Origin of the sequence: Thermogemmatispora sp. (assembly GCF_019683755.1) — a bacterium.
In the GTDB taxonomy this organism is placed as follows: domain Bacteria; phylum Chloroflexota; class Ktedonobacteria; order Ktedonobacterales; family Ktedonobacteraceae; genus Thermogemmatispora.
This window is the reverse complement of sequence record NZ_JADGHT010000275.1, coordinates 1-6,346: the sequence shown is the minus strand read 5'-3', so window position 1 is coordinate 6,346 and position 6,346 is coordinate 1. Positions and strand designations below refer to the sequence as shown.

The window sequence follows — 6,346 nt, the reverse complement described above, 5'->3', positions numbered from 1 at the left end:
ACCCCCAGGTGTAGGACCCCCAGACCCCCACGGCGCGTCTCAGCCCTGGACCCAAGCTCTCCTGAGCTGCCGGGGCAGGCTGCATATCGGCCTCAGCGGGGACGAGCGATGCTCGTGCTGACTGATTGCCGGGCATGAGCTTTCCCTCCTTCTCTGCAGGGCGGGAAGCCGCAGCGATCCTCACTTCACCCTCCGGCTCGTTTGCCTAGGCAGCAAGAACGAGGAGGAAGTCATGGCCTCCGCGGCTCCGCTCTGTGAGCGTTACCCTCATTATAGAAGCGGTTACCTCAAGGAACGCTCAAGAAAAGGCAGAGTCTGCTCAAAAGCTGCTCAAAGTCTGCTCGCTGCCGTTGCCCTTGCGCTTTCTTTCTCTAGAAGATAGAATAGGATAGGTTCCACACGTTTTCCTGGTGAGTGGGCGTCTGGAGACCCCCACGCCCGTAGCTGGTCAGCAGCCACGGGGCGGTCCAGGGGTTCTGCCCGTTGCCAGTCTGACGCACCCGGTCAGGCCAGCCCAGCCTCAGCGGCGGCGACGGGGCGGCTGCCTCCCACCGCCTGCTCGCAGCGGCACTGTCCCTGCGCAAGAGGAGTGTCGGCGCAGGCCGCGTCGTTCGTAGGCGCGGCGCAGTGTCACTTGCCAGCTCGACAGACGGCCAGCGCTGAAGCCAGGCGCAGGGGAGAGCGCGCAGCGTTGAGCGCCAAGAGCGCCAGAGGCCCAGATCGCGCACGTAACCACCCCCGAGAAAGGTAGCTTAGAGCGGAATGACCATCACAACACAACCGCGCACAATCGGAGAACTGCGAGAAAGTGGCTACAGGGTCCTCTCCGTCAAAGAAGAGATGCGCAAAAATCTCATCGAGAAGATCCGCAAAGGAGAGGAACTGTTTCCCGGGATCATTGGTTACGAGGACACCGTGATCCCCCAGATCGAGAATGCGATCCTTTCCGGCCAGGATATCATCTTTCTCGGCGAGCGTGGCCAGGCCAAAACCCGCATGGCGCGCAGCCTGGTCAATTTGCTTGACGAGGAGATCCCGGTCATTGCTGGCTGTGAAATCAACGATAATCCCTATGCGCCGATCTGCAAAGCCTGCCGCGATAAGGTGGCTGAGCAGGGCGACAAGGTGGAAATTGCCTGGCTCCCGCGGGATCGTCGCTACAGCGAGAAGCTAGCCACGCCGGACATCACCATCTCTGACCTCATCGGTGAGGTCGATCCGGTGCGCGTTGCCGAAGGGCGCTATCTCTCGGACGAGTTGACTATTCACTACGGCCTGATCCCCCGGACCAATCGCGGCATCTTTTGTATTAACGAGCTACCTGACCTGGCTGAGCGCATCCAGGTCGGACTACTCAACATCATGGAAGAGCGCGACGTCCAGATCCGGGGATATAAGATTCGATTGCCGCTAGACGTCTACGTGGTGGCCAGCGCTAACCCCGAAGATTATACCAACCGCGGGCGCATCATCACGCCGCTCAAGGACCGCATTGGGTCAGAGATTCGGACCCATTACCCACTCGATATTGAGCACGAGATCCAAATCATGGAGGCGGAAAGTAGCCGCTTCCCCACCGACGGGCTGGAGGTCGTGGTCCCACGCTTCATGAAAGAGATCATCGCCACGGTTACCCACCTCGCCCGGCGTAGCAACGACATTAGCCAGCGCTCCGGCGTCAGTGTACGCGTCTCAATCACCAATTACGAGAACGTCGTAAGCAACGCCTGCCGCCGTGCCCTACGATTGGGTGAGCGCGTGGCGGCTCCGCGCGTAAGCGACCTCTCGGCGATTATCGCTTCAACGAGCGGCAAGATTGAACTAGACACCGTGGGAGAGGTCAAAGAAGAGCGCGTCATCGGTCGCTTGATCAACGGAGCGGTGGCTGAAGTCTTTGGCCAGTACTTTGAGCCGCGCGAGTTTGAGCAACTGCTGGCGGGCTTTGAGCGTGGCTTGAGCGTGCAAGTCGGCGACGACCTACCGGCGATGGAATATGTCAATCAACTCTCGCGCGTCGGTGGACTAAGCAAGGCGATCGATAAGCTGCAGGCCCGTGGCCATCCCGCTACCATTGCTTCGGCGGTTGAGTTCATTCTTGAGGGCCTCCATCTGAATCGCCGCCTCAATAAGGATGAGATGAGTGGCAAGATCCGTTATCGACGCTAAGCGGCTCACTGTAGCTTCACCCAGGCGCTGTAGGCCTGAGCCTTCCGTTGCCGGTCTCGGACGTACCGGCAGCGGCCTCGGTCCAGGGTGGGTGGAGCGAGGTGCTGCGGGGAGTAGAGGGAGATTCCCATGTTGAAGCGCTTTTTTCGAACCCGCTACGGCTATTCGCGCTGGGACGGGACCCAGGAAATTGAGGGCCTTGATGCTGATGATATCATGCGCGCCCTTGCCGATGACTATCTGGAGCGAGGTGATTTGCAGCAGGCCCTCCGTCGCCTAATGCAAGAAGGCATACAATTGCCTGATGGACGACGCAATCTCGGTCTGCGCGAACTGCTGGAGCGGCTACGCGCTCAGCGTAGTCAACTCCTCAATCGCTACAATATGGCCTCCGGCGTCATGGATGATCTACGCCAGAAACTGGAGGAGATTAAGCAGCTCGAGCGCGAGGGGATCGAGCGCCGCCTCAAAGAAGCTCGTGAGCTGGCCGAGGCCGCACAAGCCCAGCAGGCCGAGGCGGCTGGCGGCGAGCAGTCCGCTGCGGGCAGCGACGAGCTGACGCCCGAACAGAAGCGTCGCATGTTGGAGACTATTGCCCAACGTAAAAAGCAGTATCTGGAGAGCTTACCTCGTGATCTCCCTGGGCAGATCAAGGCGCTCTCCGAATATGACTTCATGGAAGAGGCGGCGCGCGAGAAGTTCAATGAATTGCTGGAAAGTCTGCGCCAGCAGATGATGCAGCAGTTTTTCCAGGGCATGCGCCAGTCGTTGCAGAGCATGACGCCCGAGGATATCGCCCGCTTGCGTGAGATGATCCGCGAGTTGAACCGCATGCTGCGCGAACGGCAGCAGGGCCTCAACCCGGACTTCGATTCCTTCATGGAGAAGTATGGCGAGTACTTCCCAGGGGTCAATACCCTCGATGATCTCATCGAGCAAATGCAGCAACGGATGGCGGCCATGCAGGCCCTGCTTGAGAACCTCTCCCCGGAGCAGCGCCAGGAGCTGGAAAACCTCATGGAGCAGCTCATCGGCGATGATCGCATTCGGGTCGATCTGATGGAGCTGGCGCAGAATCTCCAGGCTCTGGCCCCTCTGGACGACTATCGGATGCGCTTCCCCTTCCGAGGCAGCGAACCACTCCCCTTCAATGAGGCCCTGCGCATGATGGGGCGCCTGCAGCAGATGGAGGGCTTGGAAGAGCAGCTCCAGCAAGCGCGGCGCCTCGATGACCTAGAGGCTATCGATAGCGAGAAAGTGCGCGAGTTACTCGGCTCAGAGGAGTACCGCTCTCTGGAGGAGCTGAAGGCCCTGATGAAGGTTCTGGAGGAGGCCGGCTATATTCAAAGGAAGGGGAACCGCTGGGAGCTGACGGCGCGCGCCATCCGTAAGATTGGTCAGAAAGCGCTGCAAGACATCTTCGACAAGCTCAAGCGCGATGGCTTCGGACGCCACGTCAGTCCTTTCCGCGGCCCAGGCGGCGAGCGCACCGACGAAAGCAAGCGCTACGAGTTCGGCGATCCTTTCCTGCTCGATCTGCAGAAGACGGTCATGAATGCCGTCTACCGCAATGGGACGGGCACGCCTATCAGGCTCTCTCAGGAAGATTTCGAAGTCTACCGCACAGAATTCACGACACAATCGTCAACGGTGCTGATGCTCGATATGAGCATGAGCATGATCTATAACGGCTGTCAACAGGCGGCCAAAAAAGTCGCGGTCGCCCTGGAGAGCCTGATTCGCTCGCAGTTCCCACGCGACAATCTTTATATCGTGGGCTTCTCCTTCGTGGCGCGTGAATACAAGCCGGAGGAGCTGATCGAGATCGGGCGCTACGATCATAGCCAGGGAACCAATCTGGCGCATGGGCTAATGCTGGCGCGCCAGTTGCTCTCACGCCATCGCGGAGTCAACAAGCAAATTATCCTGGTGACTGATGGTGGCCCAACAGTCTGGTACGAGGAGGAACTGGGCGGCTGGCAATTTGCCTATCCACCCAATCCCTGGGCTGAGCAGCAGGCTCTCCTGGAGGTCCAGCGCTGCACGCGTGAGGGAATCACGATCAACACCTTCATGCTGGAAGACGACCGCTGGATGGTCAGCTTTGTCAACCAGATGGCTGAGATTAATCGCGGACGCACCTTCTACGCCGATAAGAACAATCTGGGTGAATACCTGCTGATCGACTATCTCAACAGTAAGCGTAAGCGGATCTCGTGATGAGCGAGGCAGAGGAGACGCTGCAAGCCTTCGTACAGCAGCTTTATGCACAGGTGCCCCAGGCTGCCGCGCAGGTTGCTCAAGCCTTAGCCCGCTTCCTGCGCTACCGTGAGGAACTCCTGCGCTGGAATGAACGGGTAAATCTCACGGCAATTATCGACCCCGAGGAAGTGCTCACCCGGCACTTCCTCGATTCATTAGCAATCCTGACCGCGGTTGATCCGCCCACTTGCCGTCTGCTCGATATCGGGAGCGGCGCGGGCTTTCCCGGTCTGCCACTCAAGATTGTGCGTCCGGCCTGGACGGTAACCTTACTAGAGGCAACCGCGCGCAAAGTGGCTTTTCTGCACCATATCTGCCAGGTGCTGGAGCTGGAGCAAGTCACCGTCGTGCATGGACGCGCCGAGCTGCTGGGACATGACCAGGCCTACCGCGGAACCTTCGATGTGGTGACAGCACGGGCAGTAGCTGCCCTGCCCGTTGTGCTGGAATATGCGGCTCCCTACTGCCGTGTAGGAGGAACCATCGTTCTGCCACGCAAGGGAGATAGTCCCGATGAGATGACCCAGGGGCTGCGAGCAGCCGAGCAACTTGGCCTGGCACTTGAGGCAAGGCTGCCAGTGACCTTGTCCGGCCTCAACGATGGGCGCTATCTGCTTGTCTGGCGCCAGCACCAGCCCTGTCCCCCGCAGTTTCCTCGTAACAACGCCGCCATTCTCAAGCGTCCTGCAGGCGAGTAACTCGGTGGGAGCTGAAGGGCAGCCTGGCTGACTACTCCCTCAGCTCCCACAAGAGGTACAAGGAAAGGAAACGCAGAAACGCAAGCAAAAGCTCATTTGAGCTTTGAAGGGAGGGATGTCTTGCATACAAGCGCGTTGTTGATCGCTTGGGCAACCGCTCGCTGGATCAGATAGCCGGTCAGTGAGTGCGGATCAGACGGATTATTCTGAACCGGCGTACAAATCACGGCTTGCCCCGGCGGTCCAGGGAACAGGGGCGCAAGCCCAGAAACCAGAGCCACGATATCATTGGGATCGTAAAAGTTGTGCCAGGTGGCCACATTGGTAGGAAATGGATGTTTTTGCCCAGGTGGCACCGGCGGCAGCAGCTCCTGATAAATGAAAGGACTCAGCCCCAAAGGCGACCCCAGAGTGATAAAGGCCGCAATCGGAATCTCACGATGAGTGTTGAGCACGTCATAGGCCACAACCGTCCCAAGACTGTGAGCGACAACGATAATCGAGCGGTCTGCCTGCTGCCGTAGAAGAGCGAGGACCCGCCCCATAACCTGGGCCCGTAGCGCGGCGTTGTGGAGGTAAAGGTCAACATCGCTGACAAAGAGCCGCAACAGCTCGCGAGGCGCCCCGAAAATGTGCTCTAGTCCCTGGAGAATGTGCACGAGAAGGGAGTGCAACCAGATGAGACCGCCACCGCTATAGGGGGCCACAGCCTGCGGTAGATGCTGGTCCCTTCCGGCGCCTCCACTCTCAATCAAGCCCCGCCGGTGAGCTTCTCGCAGAATGGCCCGCGCAACATTGATCTGGTAAAGCGGGTCTGCAGCCGTATGCGCTGTGCATTGGGCACTCTGGACTGTTGACCCACGATAGCTACTCACTGCTCCTGACCAGGTTGCCGCTGCGCTTAGCCGCTGACCAGCCGTTCCCCCAGCCGTCGAGGTAAGGACAGCATCAGGGAGAAAGAGGTCGCCGTAGAAAGCTAACAGGATGCGCTCACGCCCGATCGCGACCGGCGTGGGAAGCCTTTCTAACCCCTCCAGGATTCCCCCTTGGAACTCGGCTAGAAGCTGATCCTTCAAATGCCACTGTTCGCTTCTTCCATGCACACAGACGATAACGCTATCCACCGCTCGTTCTCCTTTTTCTAAGGCTTAGGCAAGCAGCCGCGCCACGTAAATGTAAATACTCTCTTATTCTATTGTACTGATTCGCAAACATATAAA

4 protein-coding genes are annotated in these 6,346 nt (G+C 58.9%); 3 read left to right on the top strand and 1 reads right to left on the bottom strand.

Annotation, left to right across the window (positions count from 1 at the left end; translation table 11 throughout):
- Positions 1–762: 762 nt before the first annotated feature.
- From IRZ24_RS15375 to rsmG, 3 genes are all read left to right on the top strand, one after another.
- Entirely contained in the window at positions 763–2,166 is a 1,404-nt protein-coding gene (locus IRZ24_RS15375) for a sigma 54-interacting transcriptional regulator (RefSeq protein ID WP_297165808.1), read from the top strand.
- 129 nt (positions 2,167–2,295) lie between these two features.
- Positions 2,296–4,386: a VWA domain-containing protein gene (locus IRZ24_RS15370; RefSeq protein ID WP_297165805.1), complete on the top strand. Its 2,091-nt coding sequence runs from the start codon at positions 2,296–2,298 to the stop codon at positions 4,384–4,386.
- The gene (gene rsmG, locus IRZ24_RS15365) at positions 4,386–5,126 is read left to right on the top strand and encodes a 16S rRNA (guanine(527)-N(7))-methyltransferase RsmG (protein WP_297165802.1); all 741 of its coding nucleotides are present in this window, start codon (positions 4,386–4,388) and stop codon (positions 5,124–5,126) included. Before IRZ24_RS15370 ends, rsmG begins: the two co-directional genes overlap by 1 nt.
- 92 nt (positions 5,127–5,218) lie before the next feature.
- On the opposite strand, the gene IRZ24_RS15360 is transcribed toward rsmG, so the two are convergent.
- Complete coding sequence (locus IRZ24_RS15360) at positions 5,219–6,250, bottom strand: hypothetical protein (RefSeq protein ID WP_297165799.1); 1,032 nt, start codon at positions 6,248–6,250, stop codon at positions 5,219–5,221.
- Positions 6,251–6,346: the final 96 nt, after the last annotated feature.